Here is a 20386-nt window from a genome sequence, read left to right on the forward strand (position 1 = left end):
TATGTCAACAAAAATACAACTTAATACCATTGAAGAAGCTATAGAGGATATTCGTCAAGGTAAAGTAATCATTGTAGTCGATGATGAAGATCGTGAAAATGAAGGTGATTTTTTGGCTGCAGCCGAAAAAGTAACTCCGGAAATGATCAATTTCATGGCTACACACGGACGTGGATTAATTTGCGCTCCATTAACAGAAAGCCGTTGTAAAGAATTGGATTTAAGACCAATGGTCACTAATAATACAGATCATATGGAAACTGCTTTTACAGTTTCTGTAGATTTAAAAGGACATGGAGTAACAACAGGAATTTCAGCTGCAGACAGGGCAAAGACAGTATTGGCTCTAACGGATGCAAATGTAAAACCACATGAACTGGCACGACCTGGGCATATTTTTCCTTTGGTAGCCAAACAAGGTGGTGTTTTAAGAAGAACCGGACATACGGAAGCGGCAATTGATTTTGCAAGATTGGCAGGATTTAAATCAGCTGGTGTAATCTGTGAAATTTTAAATGAAGACGGAACGATGTCTCGTTTGCCGGAACTTGTGAAAGTGGCTAAAAAATTTAACTTGAAATTAGTTTCGATTGAAGATCTTGTAGCTTACAGAATGCAACACGATAGTTTAATTGTTAAGAAAGAGGATTTTGATATTGAAACCCGTTTTGGAACTTTTAGATTAAGAGCTTACGAACAAACGACAAATAAACAAATTCATATTGCTTTAACGAAAGGAACATGGAATCTTGGAGAACCTATCTTAACAAGAATTCACTCTTCGCAGGTAAATAATGATTTATTAGGCACTTTGACAAATAATGCAGAACAGCAATTAGACGATATGTTTAAGGTGATTAATGAAAACGGCAAAGGTGCCATTATTTTTATTAATCAGGATATGTCTGCTGTAAACTTACTAAACAGAATTTCTGAACTGAAAGCTTTACAGTCTAATGGCACATTGAAAGCACCAAAAATTGTAATTGACAGTAAAGATTACGGAATTGGAGCTCAAATTCTGCATGATATTGATATTTCTAAAATTAGACTAGTTTCTAATACGGAACAAACAAAACGTGTGGGAATGATTGGATATGGTCTTGAAATCACTGAATACGTAAGCTACTAATATGGGAACTTTAGAAGAACGAATTTCAAAGGCAGAGACCCATATATTTAAAGCAGTTTTTCCGAGTACTACAAATCATTATGATACATTATTTGGGGGAACTGCGCTTCATCTTATGGATGAAGTGGCTTTTATTTGTGCGACAAGATTCAGCAGAAAGAAAGTTGTGACGATTTCAACTGGTCAAATTGATTTTAAAAAAGCAATTCCGGCCGGAACTTTAATCGAATTAGTTGCAAAAGTTGATAGCGTAGGAAGAACCAGCTGTAAAATTCACGTTGATATTTTCATGGAACAGATGTATTCGGAGCTTCGTGAAACGGTAGTTTCAGGAACTTTTTCGTTTGTTGCAGTTGATGAAAACAAGAAACCAACACCAATTTTAGATTAATCACGTTATTTAACGTAAAAATGTTTTTAAAATAAATACTGATTATGAAGCACTTGAAAATTAATTTAAAATAATCAGTAAAAAAGCTTAAAAAAAGTTTTGAGAACCGAAAAAGGGTCTTATATTTGCACTCGCAATCAGCAAATGATCGCAACATATTGGAGAAATGGCAGAGCGGTCGAATGCGGCAGTCTTGAAAACTGTTGACTGTAACAGGTCCGGGGGTTCGAATCCCTCTTTCTCCGCGAAGGCCCGAAAACAAAGGAAAAACAAGATTTTCAAAGTTTTCAAAAAAGCCTAAAAAAAGCGGTAAACCCTGCAAATCCAACGATTTGCAGGGTTTTTTATTTTATACCGCTTTTCAATATTTATAAAATCGCGCAAAATCTTTGTGGCGCATTCGTGGTACATGGGTTTTTTGAAAACTAGAAACTCAGCAAAATTTAGGCTTATGGAATTAGTTCGAAACTTTATATACTTCACCAAAAAAATAAAAAAGTAATTTTTTTAATCTTTATAAAAGTACAACCAAGTACTGGAAGAATTTCGAAAGCATAATGATGAAATAGCAGCAAATGATAAGGGACTTGAGAGATAAACTGCGGAGTGAGCTATTTCTTAGTATTGAGAGCCATTTTCTATATGCCTATGCAAAGTTAAATCTGATGTAAAAATGCATATCACAAAAAAAAACGCCTTGCATGAAATACAAGACGGCTGTCCATAAAAACATAATCTTCCATTTTATGCTTCTATCTGTTTTATAAAGTTGTAAGTACTTTAAAGAGCTTACTTTTTGTTCTTTTTTACCATGGTGATATAGTATCCGTAGGCAATAGCAATGATTATCAGAATCAAATCCGAATTAGCGTTAATGATAGAATTAATCATATTATTAACTTCTGTTACCAAATTAAACAGGCAAATCGCCGAAACCTTTTCAGCAATATAGAAAAGTGTTACCCAACTTTGTAAAAATACGGTAGTTTGGCATTATATAGTTGTTGTCCTAGATATAAAATATAACTTATAGTAATAATTAACGATAATGTTTTTAAATCATGAAACATTGCATTACTAAAAAACTGTCAAAAACCAATATTTAAATACATTTATATTTGTCCTTATATTTTATAAGCTCTCTATCTGTTATAGCAAGCAGTTTCTCCAGAAGTGCAATTTTATCCCTGTAGAGTATCTCTATTTTAGAAAGATCGCACTGCTCCAGAGGCGCCTTAGACTTTATAAAATCGCTCTTAATATACAGACTGCTTTCAAACTTTATAATGCTAATAAGATCCATTTCAAAAATAGAGACAATCTCTTCTAATTTGTCACAAGTGAGAGGACTTTTGCCTTTTTCAATTCTATTGTAGCTCGTCTGGGTAATGTTAAGCATTAAGGCCATATATTCCTGAGTGTACTCTTTTAGTTCCCTGATTCTTTTTATATTTTCGTTTATATTTCCCGGCATTTGAATTTGGATTTATAAGTAGAAGTATTAGAAAATAACCGTAATCAATTATCGCTAAAATCTCTCTTCCACTTTTTTACCATTGTAATTAATAATCTTTGTCATTCCACTTGGCATTACAATAGTAAATTTTCTACTGGTTAGCATTCCGGTATATTGTCCTTTTCTATTTGAAATCGTTAATATTTTTGATGCCTCATTCCATAAAAATTCAATTTCAGAATAAAATCCTTTCTCATAATTGTAATTATCAAACTCATCCTCATAAAGCACAAAAGAACAATCCTTGCCCGGATATACTTTTATCTCCAAATTATCCCACTTTTTCTGGGTTGCATATTGTACTTTGGGACCAAAGGGAATAATTGCTCCTTCCCTTACATAAATTGGCAGCATATCGATGGCTGTTTTTCTTATAATTTCCTGACCTCCCTTAATTTTCTCATTTGTCCAGAAGTCATACCAATGTGTACCAGCGGGCAGATACACATTTTTTGACTTTTCTGCTGTAAAGTCTACAGTTGTTTTTTCTGTATTTTTTTTATCTCCTTGCTGTTCCCAGCCTGTTGATTCGTTTACTTTTACTATTTTCTCCGGAGTGTATTGTGCGTGGACAACGGGAGCTACAAGGATTGACTTGCCAAACATAAACTCATCTTTAATATCCCATCCTTTTTTATCAGTTGGAAAATCCATAAATAATGCCCGCATAAAACTGGATTTCTTGCTTGTAACTTCCCATGATGTGGAATAAATATAAGGAAGAAGCGCATAACGAAGATTAATAAATTTCTCTATTGCATCATAAATTGGTTCACCTTTTACACCAAAATTATAAATCTCTCTTGGAACATCGGTGCCATGAGAACGCATCATTGAATTAAAAGTGCCAAATTGAATCCAACGCACGTACAATTCCTGATAAAGCGGATTTTTGGCTCCTGATCTTTCATTCCATGCTTGTTTATAAGCTCCTGCAAAAAAACCTCCTATATCTGAATTCCAATGTGGTATACCTGTAAGGGTGAAATTTAATCCGGCCGGAATCTGATTACGAAGTGTTTCCCAACTCGAACCTGTATCTCCAGACCATGTATTGGCACCGTAGCGCTGTTGGCCTGCAAAAGCAGATCGGGTTAAAATAAATACACGCTTGTCTGATGTAGTTTTACGCTGATGGTCATAAACTCCGCCCACTGTCATTAAAGGATATGCATTTCGCACTTTTCTAAAAGATCCCAGATATGTTTTTGTATCATAATCTGCGGGTTTTGGCTCAAAGTGATCCGGCTCTGTAGAATCCATCCACCAGCCGTCAATACCATGAGAAAATAATCCTTTATTGGCATATTTCCAATAAATGTCTCTCGCCTGAGGATTGTATGGGTCATATACTCTAACTCCTGAAGGATAATCTGCATTTGGAGGCCATATTTCTGAACCAGATTCCGGCCAGGTTTTAATATTAAATAACATGCCCTTTTGATCCATTTCTTTATAAGGTTTTGTCTGCGGACCAAAGGAAGACCAAATCGAAATAATCATATGAGCATTAAGATTATGAACCTCATCAACCATTTTTTTTGGATCTGAAAATTCAGGATTCAAAAACTCCATTGCATTCCATAAATAATTGTTGCCCCAATATTGCCAATCCTGTATTATTCCGTCAAGGGGTACTGATAGTTCACGATACTTTTTAACGACATCTACCAATTCATTCTGACTTTTATATCGCTCTTTACTTTGCCAGAAGCCATAGGTCCACAAAGGAAACATTGGTGCTTTTCCGGTCAATTCCCGCATTTCTCCGATTACCCCGTCTGCATTACCTCCATACATAAAATAATAATCAACAGCATCGCCCACAATCGATTTAAAAGAAGTTTCGGTGGCATCATCTTTAAATTCTGTTGGAGAATAGTTATCCCAATAAAGTCCATATCCTTTTATTGATTGAAAAAAAGTCACGGCATCATCAACATTACCCTGCTCGAGATGATATTTTTGATTTCTTTGATTTAATTCTCCGTTTTGATGTTGTCCCAAACCATAAATAGGTTCCTCTTTATCTAAGATAAAAGACTGTGTGACTGTAAAGGTATTTACTCCTGCATCATCAAAAGTTTCAAATTTCGTTCCCTGAGGTTTTTCTTTTAATAATTCATTTTTAGAGGATGCAAATGCTACATTTCCTGAATCAGTATCTATACTAACAGTTAATTGATCTGATTTTAAAAAGATAATTTTGCCAAGAGTTTTGACACTAAAAGCAGTTTTGGCAGGCTTTAAAACTACCGAGAGACTTTCTTTTGAAAAATTCTTCATCTCCGGAAATTTAATAACCCTGACGATAGCAGGACTGTAAAACTGTATTTCTATATTATTTCCATTGGCGATAGTCTTGATTCCTTGAATGGTTTTCTGGAATTTCTGCCCATTACTATGAAAGCAAAAAAGCAGCACAGTACATAAAGAGTAAATAATTTTCATTTCAATTGGGTTAAATAGTTTAGTGCAATAAAAATAACTTTTGTCATTTTTAAAGTCTTTAAACTATGTTGAAATAATTATAACTAATGTTGAAATCAGATAATACTTATCACAAAACACAAAAAATCAGCGTATTAAAAATAATTCATTTACTGTTTTGAAACATTTTTACCCTCTGCTCTGGCTGGGTGTTTTACCAAAAGCTTCATGAAAGCATTTAGTAAAATAAGAAATACTATTAAAACCTACCTGATCAGATACATCTGCAATCGTCAGTTTTTTATCCAATAGTAATTCGGCTGCTTTTTTTAATCGAATAGTACGAATAAAATTTGTGGGAGAATGATCTGTAAGTGCCATAAGTTTTCGATATAAACCAGTGCGATCCATATTCATATCTTCACTGAACTTTTCTACTGTATAATCAGAATTCGACAAATTATCTAAGACACACTGAAAAGTACGTTTTAAAAACTCCTGATCAATTGGATTATCTGTTAAGGCATCAATTTGCACTTCCTTTTTATTAATGAACGTTTTTCGTCTGGCTTCGTTTATCTCCAGTAGTTTATTAATTCGAAGTATCAGTAAATTAATATCAAAGGGTTTAACCATATAAGCATCGACTCCGGCCTTATAACCTTCAAATCGGGCTTCATCAGAGGTTCTTCCCGTAAGCATGATAATGGGAATGTGACTTACGGCAATCGTATTTCGAATCGCCTGGCTTAATTCTGGACCATCCATTTGAGGCATCATCATATCTGTTACGATAAGATCCGGAACATGCATTATTGCTTTTTTTAAACCTTCTTCCCCATTATGGGCTGTGATCACATTATAATAATTCTTCAATTCATCCAGCAAATAGCCTCTAAAAATAATGTGATCCTCAACAATAAGTATATTTTTTCTTGTTGCTACTTCTCCTTCAAAAGACTTCAATTCCGTTTTTTTAAGCACTGATAATAGTACCTTAAAACAAGTTCCCTGCTCTGGATTACTTGTTACGCTGACCCACCCGCCATGCATTGCTGCATAATATTTTACCATGTACAAGCCTATACCACTGCCTGTTGCTATCTCATTTTGATTATCTGCCTGATAAAAACGATTAAAAATATTATCTATTTCTATCTTAGGAATTCCAATTCCTGAATCTTCAACCGAAATTATCAGAACTTTATCCAAATTGTCAATTATGGCTGAGAATTTAACTGTACCTCCTGAACCTGTAAATTTAAAAGCATTAGAAAGCAGGTTAATTATTATTCTGGTAATTTTTTGTCTGTCCAGATACAAATCATCGTTTTGCGGGTCTATATCCCAGGTAAAGTCAATTTCTTTTTCCTTTGCTATTGCTACATAGGCTTTACACAATTCAATCATGAATGAAAGATTATCATAAAAATTGCAATGTAATATTTCTTCTCCTGTATCGATTTTTTTAAAATCAAGCAACTGATTGACAGTGTCCAATAAAAGATCGCTATTGGAGCTAATTTGCTGCAGTTCTCTTTTTATTTTCTCATCTGTCACTTTTGCAAGCAATGATTTTAAAGGTGTTATTATAAGTGTGAGCGGCGTACGCAATTCATGACTCATATTGGTTATAAAATCTGACTTTGCTCTTTCTATAGCATGATCTTGTTGCCTTTTGCGGATTAAAGTATTATGCTTTATAAGAACCTTTGAAATTAAAGCAATCCCTATACACAATATTACCAAATAAAGCACTTTGGCAAGAGTAGTATTCCATATAGGAGGCTCGATGATAATTAAAAGATTTTTCACTCTGCCAAGCCAGTGTAAACCGTCAGAACTGGCTTGCACCTTAAAAGCATAGTGGCCGGGGGATATATTAGTATAACTAGCTTCGCCTATTCCGGATATAGAATTCTCACTGCGCCAATTCTTATCAACATGCTCCAATTTATATCTGAAATAAGTGTGTGATTGATTAACATAATTAAGTCCGGAAAACCCAATGCTAAAAAAGTTTTGATCATGTTTTAGCTTTAAGGTATCTGTTGATGTTATCGAATTTTTTAAAACAATCCCTTTGTTTATTTTTTGTCCACTCGTCACATTCTTTCCAAACAATTTGAAATTAATAAATATTGGATTAAGAACAAATTGATTATCTCTCGCATCATTTCTTTTTAGATTGTTCATACCGTCTATTCCTCCAATAAATAATCCACTCTTTGAAGAAATAAGTGCAGCACGATCCACAAATGGGTATTCCAGGACTCCGGTAAATTTATCATAATTTACAATTCTAAAAGTAAGTCCGCTTGCTGCTCTTTTTTTAATAATATGGCTTACGCCACGTGAGGTGGTCACCCATAAGGAACGATCGACATCTTCCACTATCGCCTTAATGCTATTGTTTACTAAACCTTTATCCGTATTTAATTCATATAATTTTTGATTTTTATGATCCCAAATTGTCAGTCCATTATAAGTGCCCAGCCATAAATCCTGATCAGAGTCAGATAAAAGACAACTGTATTTATGGCTTTTTTGGCTGAACATTGGTATTCTTTTATGCCCTTTTGCTAAAGGTCTTATAATTTTATCACCTGAAATATTAATTATAAAAGGGCCATCAAAAGAAATGCCTATTAATTGATGATTCCACTGGGTGATTTGAAATACATCAGCAGGAGAATCCTTCAAAAAGGAGAGACCAAAAGACTGAAAAGAATTATTCCACTTGAAAACTCCATCTTCAGTGCAGACAAATATTTCGTTTTTAGTGGTTTGGTAAACACTAATGGTAAGCTGTTTTGTATATTGTTTTATAAAACCATTTGTGCCAAATACATAAAGTCCTTTATTGGTCGAAATCCATACTTTACCTGTAGAATCTTTGAGCAGAGAATAGCAATGCAATTCAGAAAGCAAAACCTTGAATAATTTACTATGATTGAGAGGAAGTTCGGCTATATAGAGTCCTTTATTTGTACCAATAAGCAATTTATCATCACCAGTTTCTTCAAAACAATTTACCTGAAATTCGTCATTATCTTTTAAGTTGAAATTACTTTTCTGATAATATTTAAAACGAGAACGATCCGGATGATGATAGTAAATTCCTTTATTTAATGTCCCAATCCAGAGTCCCCCCTGATAATCAAATAAAACAGTACTTACTTCGGTTTTTATTTTGTCTTTTTCTGTTAAATTTAACTCAGGATAAAAACTGCCCAAAGTACTTCCCGCTCTAAAATACCAAAGTCCTTTGCTGCAGCTAATGAAAAAGTCTCCATTTTTATTTGCTGCAAAGGTATTCAGCCAATATGTATTGGCTTGTAATAACACTTTTGATTTCCTGGTCTGAGCATCATATCGAATCAATTGTCCTTTTGCAATTCCGGACCTTACAAGGTATAGATATTTACCAACCGCCGTGGTGTGATTCCAATCATTAAAATCATCCAAGGTACCTTTGACAATAGATAGTTTATAAATTTCTTTTGATGAGGAGCGATCAAAACAACGGATTAATCCCGATTTATAAATTAAATATACCTTTTGCTGATGAACAACAAGATCATAAAGTTGTTCATCAGGGCTTCCCTTTATAAAAATTTTGTTTAAAAAGCAGACTACCTTTTTTGAATCCTGATTGTAACAAAGTAATGCACCCAAATCATCTACTACCCATATATCTTTTTTTTCATCAACAAATAAATCAACCGGGATACCTTTAAATCCTAAAAAACGCAGCGTTTTAATTGGATTTGATTCACTCTTTTCTTTAGAGACATTAATCAGGCTAATCTTTCCTTTATGCTTAAACCAAATGCGATTGTTCTCTACATAACTGTGATGGAATCCCCTATATGATATAAGAGCAGCAGAATTATCATCGTCAATTTCTATTGTCTTAAAATCTGCTCCATCGTATAAGTTGAACATTCCCTCAGTAAAAACACCTATTCTGCCATCCTGCAGTTCAATAAAATGCCTAATTCTCTCTTCATTAAGCTGGTGTCTGTTTTCAATTGGAGAGAATAAGAAATCCTGTGCAAAAACTTTGCTGCTAAAAGAAAAAAAGATGGCGAAGAAAAAAAAATAGGCATGAACGGAGAGTCGGAAAACGCCGTTTTCTTTTTTCAGCCCCTGCCACAAAAATTTAAATAATAATTTTGTCATTTATTTGAAGTTCGTATCTATTAAAAAATAGTAATATGAAGCTGTAAATATACTCTCTAATCTTAATAATGATATTATAGATCAGATGAACATCAATCTTTTATACTTGAAATAATTATACTCTAAATAATATTGAATAACAAGAATTCATTCTCTAAATTTACAATCATATATCATCCAACTCTCCTACAACATGAACAAAGTATTTTCAGAAAATAAAACCTTACTTTTAGGCATAGAAAAATCTGAAAATAATTCATTTTTAGATATGCCGGTACAATTTAGCGAGTATACTGTTTTGCTAATAAGCAAAGGAGAAGGAATCTATCATGCTGATTTTGCCTCTTTTGCATTTAAGGCTCCGGCGATACTGTTTTCAACACCTCAACAATCCATATCGATTAAGGAAATTACACCATTAACCTACACCACATTACAATTTCACGGTGACTTTTATTGTATTGAATATCATAGAAAAGAGGTTGCATGCAATGGTTTATTGTTTAACAATATTTATGTTGAGCCTTCTATAAAATTAACCCATGAACAGCATCAATTGTATTGTCAGTTAGTCGATCATATTATTAATGAGATTAAACAGCAAACTCCTTCAGAAATTGTTTTACGAGCTTATCTTCAGCTTATACTTGCTAAATCCAGCAGTTTGAAAATAACCGATGAAAAACAAAATTTTCAAAAAGATGAAAAAATGGACCAGTTTAAAATACTGCTCGAAGAAAATTTCTTAACGCTGCATAAAGCAAGTGATTATGCCTCCTTACTTTCTATGACAGCAAATAATTTTACGAAACAATGCAGCAAGCGTTTCAATAAAACGCCCACGCAAATGATTCAGGAAAGATTAATTTTGGAAGCAAAAAAACAACTTCATCTTACCCGATTAAGTATCAAGGAAATTGCTTATGCCTTAAAATTTCAGGATGAATATTATTTTAGTCGCGTATTTAAAAAAATGACCAAAGTTTCTCCTCAAACCTTCAGGAAAACAACCGGTATCTCTATTGTGGCAGATTTGTCTAAGTAATAGCCTTTTTTATCCATTTCTTACTTCTCATCCAGGAGATAACTTTGCATTGTTAATGATGACAAAAATTAAAAAAACAAAGCAATGAAAAATTCTCTTTTAAACATAATAGCAAATCTTGATACGCTTGGAAAAAATGCAGTACGTGCTGGTATCGTAATCGTTTTTTTATGGATTGGCGGACTTAAATTTTTTACTTATGAAGCTGACGGCATAGTGCCTTTTGTAGCAAACAGTCCTTTTATGTCTTTTTTTTATGATAATCCATCTGAGTATAAAAAATACAGCAATAAGGAAGGTGAATTAATTGCTGAAAATCACCAATGGAATATTCAAAACAATACTTATGGTTTTGCAAATGGTTTAGGAATTTTACTAATTGGTATTGCTTTTTTGGTAGCTATTCATAACTGGGCTCCTTTGGCAAGTATGATAGGAAGCATACTAGTATTTATCCTCACCATCGGTACACTTTCATTTTTAGTTACAACACCAGAAAGCTGGGTGCCACATTTGACAGATCATCAATATGGATTCCCTTATTTATCCGGACGTGGACGATTAGTTCTTAAGGATGTTGTTATTCTTGGAGCATCCCTGATTACAATGAGTCAGTCAGCAACACTTTATCTCCGAAGAAAAAATAATTAATATTAACACCCTAAAGAAAGCCCCTGAGATTACAAATAATTTCAGGGTTTCAAAGGGTCGTATTGTCCATGCAGAACACTTAACAGCACTGGCTTGGTTCTATTAATAATTTAAAATAACCTATTACTGAGACAATTCAGCTTCGGTATGCAATAGACAAGTCCAATTGTTATTTTCTTTTATCCAGGTAGAAGTGCAGGCACATTTCGCAGGTGCTTTTTGTTCATCACCCATTATTCCCAATTCTATCAAATATGCTATTACAGCAGTATTTTCAGCAACTAATTGTGTTTGGACATCAGAAAAATTCAACACTTTTATTTTATCACCGTCCCCTGAATCAAACATCTTTTTAAAATTGGCCTCATCTACACTATACACTCCATTTTTGCCAGCGATTATACAAGGAAAACGAGTAAGTTTTTTTACCGTTTCATAGTCGTGATTTTCCATTCCCTGCCAATATTTTTTTTCCAGTTCAATAATTTGCGTTTCCATAATCATCTTTTTATTAATTAAACAGTTATACAAAGTTCAAATTAATATTAAAAGGCAGGAACATTTTTAACATACATTTAATCAAGAATAAACAAACTAAACCGTTTCTTCTTAGTGGGTTTTGCCTTGCTTTTCATAAGGAACAATACGAGGAGCAGAACGATATGATTTCTTTCAAATTTATACAACAGCATCAAAAATCTGAATAATAAATTTTATCTTTCCTAAATTTGCTCCAATAACTGTAATGTTTTAATTTCTAACTTCTGACAAAAAATGGATTTTCAGAATAGTGAATTTTCAAAAATAGAATCATTAAAATCAAAAAAAATAACTTTTATAGCAAAGGCAATAGGAGTATTTCTTTTTGTGAGTACAATTTTAGGAATAATTAATTTAGAGATTATTATTACTGAATCTGGAAAATTATCTGCTGAATTTAAAATTTCTTCTGTAATAATATCCGTAATTCTTTCTTCTTTTTTGATATATTTCGTATTAAAGGATGTAATTATTAACCGAAAAAACAAAATCACCAAAGTAATAGTAGATCAAAATGGTTTACATCATTATAAAAATGAAACAATCATTGAATCCCTAACTTTTGAGTCTTTATACCCAAATCCCGATCTAAAAAATTATGATGTAGTTTTATCAGAGGGTGAAGATGTAGGTTATGATATTTGTGTATATTATTTAGATAACTCTACGAATACAATAATTTATAAAGCCATTATATTTAAAACTCCATTTTCAATACGCAATGGAAATGAATTAAAAAGACATTTCATAAAAGGTGTTTTAAAGTTCCGATCTGATTTGAAAGTTTCACCAAAAGTTTTAGATTTATTACATTTAAAGAACTCATAAAATTGCGTTTGCAAGCATTTCCAGAATTCATAAAGCCGTTTCTTTATACAGAAACGGCTTTTTAAAAACTACAATTCTAAAATTATTTTATTGCATCAATCCCACTGTGTGTTGGAATTACCTGTTTGATACTCCCGTCAGGATTAAACTCTAGTTTATCCATACAAACTTCACGATGGAAACCGCCGGCATCACCCATTTTTATTCCGGTTGGATAAGAAAAACGATGATACGTAATGTACCATTCGTCTTTGTCTGGAATTTGTAATACAGAATTATGTCCCGTAGCATAAATTCCCTGATCCGGAATTCCCTGAATTACAATATTATCTTTCGGAATTTCAATTGGCCCTAAAGGCGATTTTGACGTTCCGTATCTTACTTTATAATTTGGACTTCTGGTATCGTCCTCACTCCATAAAAAATAGTAGGTTCCTTTTCTGTAAATAACATAAGTTCCTTCTCTAAAAGTATCATCAACCTTGATTATTTTGGTGCTTCCTTCTTTTATCGAAATCATATTCTCATTTAATTCTGCTACAGCCATATAACCATTACCCCAATACAAATAGCTTTTTCCTGTTTTAGGATCTGTAAATACATCCGGGTCAATTTCCTGACCTCCCTTTACTCCTTCTGGTCTTGTGCTTACAAGTGCTTTTCCACTATCAGTAAAAGGTCCGTTTGGATTATCTGATGATGCTACTCCAATTTTTTGAGCTGCCGTGAAATAATAAAAATAGTTGTATTTTCCTTTAATTTTTTTCTCAACAATACAAGGTGCCCAGGCATTTCTGTTGGCCCAAGTCACATCTTTTCTGAGATCTACAATAATTCCTTCGTCTTTCCAGTCCGTCAAATTATCTGACGAGAAAGTCTTGAAATAATTTCCTGACCATCCATCAAAACCATCGCTTGTTGGATAGATATAGTATTTCTTTGTTTTGTTTGAATATAAGATTTCCGGATCAGCATAATAACCTTCTAAAACCGGGTTATTATTTATTTTTGGAAATTTATCCGGCATTCCCCATTTTGTAATCAGTTTCTTCAATTCAGAACGTGTGATAGGCAAAATAGTTCCGTGGCGCGGATTAAAATCCATTGAAATATCATTATCAATAACAGTGAAATTCTCTAAATCTTTACTTTTTGTAAACTGATATCTTCCTTTTGTGTAAACATCATACATTAAGATATAATCATCCGAATTATTTAGTTTGAAGACGCTGGAACCTTCAACACCGTCTTTTGTTTGTTGTAGATAATTATCATTTTCTGTCCAATTTCCAGAAGTCAAATCAGTTGTTGTAGCTACTTTAATTCCTGGGTTTTCGGTTTCTGTTTTATAAAAAAGATGATAAATTCCGTCTTTTTCAATAATATCACCATCTATACAAGCTCTCTCCGATTTTGGAACAAATAATAATTTTGGAGCACTTTCTAAACCCGTAAAATCTTTATTAGCATAAGCGTAATAAATTTTATCCGGACCTCCTGCATATTGCAAACTAAAGTAAATTAAATACTTTCCTGCTTTTGCATCGTAAATGGTCTGCGGTGCCCAAACTCTTTTTAAATTTTCATTTCCGGGAAAAGTAGTTTGAATATTTACAATACTGCTTTTCCAATTTACTAAATCGGTGCTTTTTAACAAGACCATTGCACGATTGCTGTCCCAGCCTTTTGAAGACGTCATATCTGTCAAAACCATATAAAAAGTTTTGCCATCGTCTCCGCGCAAAATATGCGGATCCCGAACGCCACCAGTTGAACTGATTACTTTGCTGTCTATGACTGGTTTGTTATTATTTAAGTGATAATAATGATATCCGTCAGCACTAATGGCATATCTAACAGCCTCGTCTTCAACCGAATTTCCGGTGAAGTAAACAAACAAATAAGCCGTTAAATCCTTCTCTGCAATTACAGGAGGTATCCCTTTTGTACTTTTGTTTTGTGCTTGTAAAAAATTAAAGAACAATAAAAATAATACAATACTAAAATGTGTTTTCCTCATTATTTTTTTCCTTTTAATTGATACAAAACTGAACTGTGAGGTTTTAATTCTGCTGAAATTGCTGTTGAAGCAACTTTTGATTTCTCACCAGTCCACATATTCAAAACTTCTATATTTCCTGAAATTCCTAAATCAGAAAAATTTACCGAAATAGTTTCTGAAGTTTTATCTGAGATATTAAACAAAGCCAGATAAATACTTCCGTCTTTAGGATTTTTTGAAGTCACCGCAATTTTTCCGTCTTTCTGGAAAAGTTGTTTTACATCGGTACTTTCATTGTGCATTTTCACAACTTCTTTATTTGTTAATAATGATAATGTAAACGCATCATTACTTGGTAAATCTCCACCAAAAAATAACGGCGATTTAAAAATATTGAAAAAGGTAATTAAAGTGTATTGCTCGTCTTTTGTTAAGCGTGTCATTCGGTCTTCACCACGTTCTCCCCTAACAGAAATGCGTCCTAACGGAATCATATCGCAGTCTGGCCATGTTCCCGGTGCAATATGTGGATACCATTGTTCACTTACCTTCATTAAATGTGTAATATGAGGCCAGGTATCCCAAACATCATCAACCATACGCCACATATTAGCGTGCTCTTTTACGTGAGGAGCTGCGGTTATAGGCGTTTCACCAGGAGAAGTACTCAATACGATTTTGCGTCCGCATTTGTCGATTGCATTTCTAATCAGGTTAATTTCGCCTTCGTGATACGGTCTGGATAAATCATCAATTTTGATAAAATCTACTCCCCAGCTTGCATACAGTTCAAATATAGAATCATAATATTCCTGTGCTCCCGGCTTGTCTGCAACAATTGTATAATTGTCTTTTAACCACTCACATTGCAAAGCTGTAGTATAAATTTGATCTGCCGTGATTCCGTTTGCACCTTTAATTGGCATTTTCTCTTCAACCGCTTTTTTCGGAATTCCGCGCATAATATGAATCCCGAATTTTAATCCTTTCTTATGAATATAATCTGCTAAAGGTTTGAATCCTTGTCCGTCTTTTGCTGATGGAAAACGATTTACGGCTGGCAAATATCTTCCGTATTGATCGATTACATATCGTGGATCTGTTTGATTGTAACCTCCTGCTTTATCATTTTCAACAAACCATCTGATATCAACGACAATATATTCCCAACCGAATTTCTTGAGGTTTTTTGCCATATAATCGGCATTGGATTTAACCTCGTGTTCTTCTACAGTCGGACCATAGCAATCCCAGCTGTTCCAGCCCATCGGCGGGGTTTGTGCCCATTGTTTGAATTCATCCTTTTTAAAAACTTTTGTCTGGGCATTAGAAGAAACCGATACGAAAACCAACCCCAAAATCAACGGAACTATATTTTTTATTTTCATTATGATTTTTAATAAGTGTTAATAATACACTCGAATATAATAAACTTTTCGTCATTAAATACAATTAACCTGTCTGCTAACCAAAACGCCGACAGGTTAATTGACAATTTAAAAACAAACTACTAATTTACTTCACATTCACAGTAACTTCAACCGGTTTTAACCATTGACTTGTAAACGTAACTTTTATAGGCTGAGATGATTCTCCCGTTGCCTGTACATAAGCCGCAATATGGCCGTGGAATACGCGCTGTACATTGTCTGTATAATCTGTCATGTCGCTATTATTTCCTGCTTCAAGGCCCAATAAAGTCCCCGGACCTGTAATTGTGCAGGTAACTTCATTGTCTGAAAGCATTACAGGAAGACCGTTTTGATCTTTTAACTGCACCATAATTTTAGCTACACCTTTGTCCTTTGCAATTGTGATATTAGTATCAGCAATAGTTAATTCAACAGGTTGTTGTGTCGAATTAATCGTGTATCTGCTTACTTCCTTGTCGTCTTTGTTTAAACCAACCGCTTCTAATTTTCCAGCAGCAAACGGAATATCCCAATAAATAATTCCTGTTTTTTCATCATAAGCTTTTGCTTCGCCAACCACTTTTCCGTTTAACTCTAAACGAGCTTTTGCAGCATTGGTATAGCACACAACGCGAATCTTTTCACCTTGAGTGTAATTCCAGATTGCCCATGCATCTTTAGAAATATCTTTATCATTTTTTAAAGGATAAGTTCCGATGTAAGCCATTGGTTTATCAGACCATAAAGATTGACGGAAATACCCTCTCGGTTTGATAATCCCCGCAAAATCAACTAAACCAGAATAAAATCCTCTTGAAGGCCATCTTCCTGATTCTCCTAAATAATCAATACCTGTCCAAAGGAATTGTCCAAAAATATGTTTGTTGTTTTTTACGGCAAGCCAAGGCTCCATATCGTGAACATTCTCGCTTCCGAAAATAACTCTGTTTGGATATTTTTCGTGATCCGATTTATATTTACTTTCTGTATAATTATATCCTGTAATATCCAAAGCTCCCGGATATTCTGTTTCGTTAGACATCGCAACACCGGCCAAACCAGCAGTTGTCGGACGAGATTTGTCGTATTTTTTTACTGCTGCAACCAAGCGTTTTGCAATTACTCCAAGACGCATGGCATCTGGCGCATCTTTTTTATAACCTCCGTAAGCCGCTTGTCCAAAACCTTCTTTTCCTTTATCTAAAACTGGGTGCGAATAAGGATCGTTTGGATAATCTACTTCGTTACCAATACTCCACGCAAAAACCGAAAGATGGTTTCTGTCACGACGTACAAAATCTTCCAGATCTTTTTCTCCATAATCTGCAAAAATATCAAACGAACCCTCGAATCCCGGTGTTCCGTAATTCCATCCTTCTAACCACTTGCGTTTTGGGAATTCCCATTCGTCATAAGCTTCGTTCAATACTAATAATCCTAATTCATCGCAAAGCTCATAAAAAACCGGTGCTTGTGGATTATGACTTGTACGGATCGCATTTACCCCAATTTCTTTTAATGTTTTCAATCTTGTTTCCCAAACTTCGCGAGGTACTGCAGAACCTAAAACTCCGGCATCATGATGCAGACAAACGCCTTTCATTTTCATCCAGGTTCCGTTTAGTGCAAACCCATTATTTGGATCAAAAGTGAACGTTCTAAAACCAGTTTTTGTAACTGTTTGATCTATTTGTTTTCCATCTTTCAGGACGGTTGTTTTAAGCTGATATAAATTTGGATTATCTATGTCCCATAATTGTGGATTTGTGACATTTAATTTAGCTGCAATTTTACCGCTTTGATTGGCCGCAACCTCAACTTTATTGGAAGCTTTTGCAACAGATTTTCCGTCTTTTGAAATCAATTCGTTAACTACAGTTAAAGTTGATTTTGCAGAAGATCCATTCTCTACATCAACCTCAACATTTAGGGTTCCCACTCCCTTTTTTACTTCCGGATACGCGTAAACGCCCCATTGTGCAATATGAACCGGATTTGCATATACTACCCAGACATTTCTGTAAATTCCAGAACCTGTATACCATCTGGAATCAGCACTTTGACTGTGATCTACACGAACTGAAATCGTGTTTTCTCCGTCATATTTTACGAACTGAGTTGCATCATAAGCAAAAGAAATATATCCGTTTGGGCGTTTTCCTAAAGAATGTCCGTTGATAAAAACTTCACTTCTGTTGTAAACTCCTTCAAAATATAAATACACTTTTTCTCCGGCTTTGCTCTGCGGAATATTGATTGATTTTCTATACCAGGCAATTCCACCCGGCAAATAACCTGTACAGCTTGCCAGCGTTGGACTTAGCTGTCCTTTTACGCTCCAGTCGTGAGGTACATTTACCGACTGCCATTTGCTGTCGTCAAAAGTGGTGTTTTTTGCATCTGAAATATCCTGAAGATTAAATTTCCAGTTGTCATTGATTTTTTTCGAATCTCCAAACGAAATCTGGCTGAATGCCGAGACGCACGAAAAGAGTAAAACAGGTAATAAGCTCTTTTTTGTAAACATTTTTTTTTAAGGTTCTAAGTTGCTAAGATTCTGAGGTTCTAAGCTTTTTGTTAATGTTTTTTTTTATTTAGGTTTCAAGTTCTTTTTGGTAACTTGAAACCTGAAACTTGAATTTTTTTAATATTCTAATTCTCCCACAAACGTTACAATAGATTTTGCAGGGATTTCCAGATTATCAATTTTCTGAATATTGGCTCTTTTTAGGTTTGAATTTTCAGAAGTTATATACGGAGTAAACTCGTTGTTTTTAAGCACTCCTTTTGATAAATTGAATTTGTATTTCTGATCTGATTTTCCGCAGTTTACTGCAACGACAATCAGTTTTTTGTTTGCCGTATCTTTGTAGGCTGTTAGCATAACATCGTTTGCTGCATCGAGTTCATTTTGATTTGGAACATCAATTCTCAACATTCCCGGACGCACAAACAAAGAGTAATTTCCTAAAGCCCAAAGCAGTTTTGAATCGTGAAATTCTCCATCGTTTCTCACATAATTCGGTGCAGTTCCTCCATTGCTTTTTCCATCATCCAGATAAATTAATCCGTCTTTGTAATCAACACGGGTTATAGAAGTCCACCATTGCCATGAAGCCGCATTAGCGACAGCAATATCGTTATGAATCAAACGTGCTACGAATAACGCAGTCTGCATTCCTAAGTCTCTTCCTCCGCCTGAACCACCCGGGATTTCAGCTTCGCCCGGATTTTCTAAAATGCAGTATTCAGATTGCCAATATTTTAATCCCGGATTTTGTTTCACATTTGCAGCGATCAATTTACGGCTTAAAACTTGTTTTTCTATTGGCCAGGTTGTAAAATAACTGTGACCTAAAATTACATTTTTAACATTTGGGAATTTCGAAATATTTGTTTTTGTTTTTCCAAAGAAATAATCAATCTGATTATCCCGGTTTTCGCCATTTACATTTTCATATAAATAATTGATTTGTGCGGCTTCGGCAATTACAATTTCGGTGCTCATTTTTTGAGCTTTTAATTTTTCCGAAAGTGATTTGGTCAAATCATAAATTTCCTGATTGGTTGCCGGTGTTCCTTCCTGACTGTTTGTATCACCGTGTTTTGGCATCCACTCCCACTGCGGTTCGTTTATCGGACTTATATAATCGAATTTTATTCCTTCTTTTTTCTCCAACCCTTGAATACTTTGAACTAAGAAATCGGCAAATTTTGGAATTGCACCATCTTTTAGATTCAGTTTATTCTTTTGAGAGGCAAAAGATAATCCGTTGTTTGTCATATAAACTGGCGGACTATTGGTAAAAATCAGGAATTTTTCAACACCTCGTTTTTTAGCTGCCTGCAAAAACCATCTTTGTCCTTCCTGTTTCGAGAAATCATAAGTTCCATCTGCTTGCAGAAAAGATTCACTTCTTCTCCATTCGTCCGAAACTTTGCTGTTTTCACCTTGCTCTGTACTTCCTGCACCTAAATTAAATCTCCAGATCGAAAGCCCAATTCCTTTTGGATTTCCCTGTGCGTCGATTTCTTTGCTAAAAAGCAAATCGGCAATGGCGTTTTTTTTCTGTTCCGGCCATTTACCCACAAACTGGCATCTCCAGGCATCAGAACCTCCAAAACCATCCATGGTTTGTACAATATTATCTGTGCTAATGGTTACGGTTCGCTGTCCGTAAGACAGCGAACTTATTACCAATAAAAGCGAGATATAGGTTTTTCTCATTTTTGTAATTTTCAATTTTTATTCAT

General features: G+C 34.4%; 13 protein-coding genes and 1 tRNA gene. 6 read left to right on the top strand and 8 right to left on the bottom strand.

The annotated features are described in order from the left end of the window. The first annotated feature begins 1 nt into the window (after position 1). From ribB to AC4FQ3_RS06335, 3 genes are all read left to right on the top strand, one after another. Complete coding sequence (ribB, locus tag AC4FQ3_RS06325; RefSeq protein WP_042566610.1) at positions 2 to 1132, top strand: 3,4-dihydroxy-2-butanone-4-phosphate synthase; 1131 nt, start codon at positions 2 to 4, stop codon at positions 1130 to 1132. 1 nt (position 1133) lies between these two features. Next, positions 1134 to 1523: an acyl-CoA thioesterase gene (locus tag AC4FQ3_RS06330; protein ID WP_042566611.1), complete on the top strand. Its 390-nt coding sequence runs from the start codon at positions 1134 to 1136 to the stop codon at positions 1521 to 1523. A 160-nt stretch (positions 1524 to 1683) separates the two neighbouring features. Next, positions 1684 to 1768, top strand: a tRNA-Ser gene (locus AC4FQ3_RS06335). Positions 1769 to 2625: 857 nt separating this feature from the next. On the opposite strand, the gene AC4FQ3_RS06340 is transcribed toward AC4FQ3_RS06335, so the two are convergent. From AC4FQ3_RS06340 to AC4FQ3_RS06350, 3 genes are all read right to left on the bottom strand, one after another. Further along, positions 2626 to 2997, bottom strand: a complete 372-nt coding sequence (locus AC4FQ3_RS06340) for a helix-turn-helix transcriptional regulator (RefSeq protein ID WP_491181281.1) — start codon at positions 2995 to 2997, stop codon at positions 2626 to 2628. Positions 2998 to 3051: 54 nt separating this feature from the next. Then, positions 3052 to 5490 carry a glycoside hydrolase family 31 protein gene (locus AC4FQ3_RS06345; RefSeq protein WP_491181282.1) on the bottom strand — a complete coding sequence of 813 codons (2439 nt, stop codon included), beginning with the start codon at positions 5488 to 5490 and terminating at the stop codon, positions 3052 to 3054. A 168-nt stretch (positions 5491 to 5658) separates the two neighbouring features. Then, a complete protein-coding gene (locus AC4FQ3_RS06350) occupies positions 5659 to 9654 on the bottom strand; it encodes a hybrid sensor histidine kinase/response regulator transcription factor (RefSeq protein WP_491181283.1) in 3996 nt (1331 codons plus the stop codon). 193 nt (positions 9655 to 9847) lie between these two features. Here AC4FQ3_RS06350 and AC4FQ3_RS06355 point away from each other — a divergent pair, with 193 nt between their 5' ends. Then, positions 9848 to 10699: a helix-turn-helix domain-containing protein gene (locus tag AC4FQ3_RS06355; RefSeq protein WP_491181284.1), complete on the top strand. Its 852-nt coding sequence runs from the start codon at positions 9848 to 9850 to the stop codon at positions 10697 to 10699. A gap of 84 nt (positions 10700 to 10783) precedes the next feature. Beyond that, a complete protein-coding gene (locus tag AC4FQ3_RS06360) occupies positions 10784 to 11350 on the top strand; it encodes a DUF417 family protein (RefSeq protein ID WP_491181285.1) in 567 nt (188 codons plus the stop codon). Positions 11351 to 11473: 123 nt separating this feature from the next. On the opposite strand, the gene AC4FQ3_RS06365 is transcribed toward AC4FQ3_RS06360, so the two are convergent. After that, positions 11474 to 11848, bottom strand: coding sequence for a nuclear transport factor 2 family protein (locus AC4FQ3_RS06365; protein ID WP_491181286.1), 375 nt, complete (start codon positions 11846 to 11848; stop codon positions 11474 to 11476). Between the two features lie 276 nt (positions 11849 to 12124). Between AC4FQ3_RS06365 and AC4FQ3_RS06370 the strand changes: the two genes are divergently transcribed. After that, the gene (locus AC4FQ3_RS06370) at positions 12125 to 12718 is read left to right on the top strand and encodes a hypothetical protein (protein WP_491181287.1); all 594 of its coding nucleotides are present in this window, start codon (positions 12125 to 12127) and stop codon (positions 12716 to 12718) included. Positions 12719 to 12800: 82 nt separating this feature from the next. On the opposite strand, the gene AC4FQ3_RS06375 is transcribed toward AC4FQ3_RS06370, so the two are convergent. The 4 genes from AC4FQ3_RS06375 to AC4FQ3_RS06390 form a co-directional block, all read right to left on the bottom strand. Then, positions 12801 to 14738 (bottom strand): glycoside hydrolase family 43 protein, encoded by a 1938-nt coding sequence (locus AC4FQ3_RS06375; RefSeq protein WP_491181288.1) that lies wholly within the window; start codon positions 14736 to 14738, stop codon positions 12801 to 12803. Beyond that, a complete protein-coding gene (locus AC4FQ3_RS06380; RefSeq protein WP_491181289.1) occupies positions 14738 to 16108 on the bottom strand; it encodes a glycoside hydrolase family 27 protein in 1371 nt (456 codons plus the stop codon). Before AC4FQ3_RS06380 ends, AC4FQ3_RS06375 begins: the two co-directional genes overlap by 1 nt. Positions 16109 to 16235: 127 nt before the next feature. Next, positions 16236 to 18659 carry a glycoside hydrolase family 2 TIM barrel-domain containing protein gene (locus AC4FQ3_RS06385; protein ID WP_491181290.1) on the bottom strand — a complete coding sequence of 808 codons (2424 nt, stop codon included), beginning with the start codon at positions 18657 to 18659 and terminating at the stop codon, positions 16236 to 16238. Positions 18660 to 18776: 117 nt separating this feature from the next. Next, positions 18777 to 20360 carry a glycoside hydrolase gene (locus AC4FQ3_RS06390; protein WP_491181291.1) on the bottom strand — a complete coding sequence of 528 codons (1584 nt, stop codon included), beginning with the start codon at positions 20358 to 20360 and terminating at the stop codon, positions 18777 to 18779. Positions 20361 to 20386 lie beyond the last annotated feature (26 nt).

This window comes from Flavobacterium sp. AK-345, assembly GCF_058310175.1.

Coding starts and splice junctions, on each gene's coding strand:
- AC4FQ3_RS06370 (WP_491181287.1), top strand. CDS start 12,125: ATGGATTTTCAGAATAGTGAATTTTCAAAAATAGAATCATTAAAATCA.
- AC4FQ3_RS06365 (WP_491181286.1), bottom strand. CDS start 11,848: ATGGAAACGCAAATTATTGAACTGGAAAAAAAATATTGGCAGGGAATG.
- AC4FQ3_RS06390 (WP_491181291.1), bottom strand. CDS start 20,360: ATGAGAAAAACCTATATCTCGCTTTTATTGGTAATAAGTTCGCTGTCT.
- AC4FQ3_RS06345 (WP_491181282.1), bottom strand. CDS start 5,490: ATGAAAATTATTTACTCTTTATGTACTGTGCTGCTTTTTTGCTTTCAT.
- AC4FQ3_RS06375 (WP_491181288.1), bottom strand. CDS start 14,738: ATGAGGAAAACACATTTTAGTATTGTATTATTTTTATTGTTCTTTAAT.
- AC4FQ3_RS06360 (WP_491181285.1), top strand. CDS start 10,784: ATGAAAAATTCTCTTTTAAACATAATAGCAAATCTTGATACGCTTGGA.
- AC4FQ3_RS06350 (WP_491181283.1), bottom strand. CDS start 9,654: ATGACAAAATTATTATTTAAATTTTTGTGGCAGGGGCTGAAAAAAGAA.
- AC4FQ3_RS06355 (WP_491181284.1), top strand. CDS start 9,848: ATGAACAAAGTATTTTCAGAAAATAAAACCTTACTTTTAGGCATAGAA.
- AC4FQ3_RS06330 (WP_042566611.1), top strand. CDS start 1,134: ATGGGAACTTTAGAAGAACGAATTTCAAAGGCAGAGACCCATATATTT.
- AC4FQ3_RS06340 (WP_491181281.1), bottom strand. CDS start 2,997: ATGCCGGGAAATATAAACGAAAATATAAAAAGAATCAGGGAACTAAAA.
- AC4FQ3_RS06385 (WP_491181290.1), bottom strand. CDS start 18,659: ATGTTTACAAAAAAGAGCTTATTACCTGTTTTACTCTTTTCGTGCGTC.
- AC4FQ3_RS06380 (WP_491181289.1), bottom strand. CDS start 16,108: ATGAAAATAAAAAATATAGTTCCGTTGATTTTGGGGTTGGTTTTCGTA.
- ribB (WP_042566610.1), top strand. CDS start 2: ATGTCAACAAAAATACAACTTAATACCATTGAAGAAGCTATAGAGGAT.